Origin of the sequence: Campylobacter bilis, assembly GCF_016806695.1 — a bacterium.
GTDB lineage: Bacteria > Campylobacterota > Campylobacteria > Campylobacterales > Campylobacteraceae > Campylobacter_D > Campylobacter_D bilis.
Genome location: NZ_WUED01000035.1, coordinates 1 through 862 on the forward strand (window position 1 = coordinate 1; position 862 = coordinate 862).

The window sequence follows — 862 nt, forward strand, 5'->3', positions numbered from 1 at the left end:
GATTCTCTTAAAGATACCGAAGTTTGAGAAATAAGATCACCTGCTCCCATACCTATGGCTGAAAGAGTGGTTCCGCTAATATTAATATCCCTACCATCATTTTTTACTAAGGATAATCTTCCATAATTTTCTTTTTGCTCCCTTAAAATACCAGAACCAACACCTATATCTCCAGTGATTTTAATGCCTCTACCATCAGCAGAAGTTAATACAAGCTTACCGTTCTCATCTTTTGAAGCTTGCACCCCTGTAGTATCCTTAACCGAATTAATAGCTGAGACTAAAGCACCGTTTTCATCACTTGCCTTATAATCAATAGCACCTATGGTAACTCCATTAATAGCAAAGTTCGCAGAAGTTTTGCCTTCTTTTATCTCATAAGCTCCTACAGTTTTAACATCATAAGTTGCCCTTACTCCTGTTTTATCTGCATTCCTATTAATCTCTTCAGCCAAGGCTCCTAATCCTGTTCCTACTGAGGTTGAGATGATAATGCTTTGAAATTTAAAATCCTCCACTCCATTATAATTTTTAAGCACGAGAGATACTTGCCCTGAACTCATACTTTGAGATCCTGTTTCAAATCTTGTCACCCCAATTTTAGAAGACTGAGTAGCACCTATGCTTGCTTTTATAGTTTGGTTTGAACTTGAACCAATTTGAAATTCTTGATTAGTAAAACCTCCACTTAAAAGTTGTTTACCATTAAATGAAGTTGTATTTGCGATATTGTCTAATTCTTCCATTAAACGGTTAATATCTGCTTGAAGCATGGTTCTTGTTTTTAAGCTTTGGCCATCTTGAGCTGCTTGAGTTGCCTTAGTTTTAATAGTGTCTAAGATTTTAAGCTGTTCATCCATAG

Annotated in this window: 1 protein-coding gene; it reads right to left on the reverse strand. The window is 36.0% G+C overall.

The genetic code is table 11. The features are described 5' to 3' along the window. Positions 1 to 862 (reverse strand): flagellin hook IN motif-containing protein (locus GRQ01_RS07540; protein WP_282958811.1); only part of this gene is annotated, 862 nt, incomplete at both ends.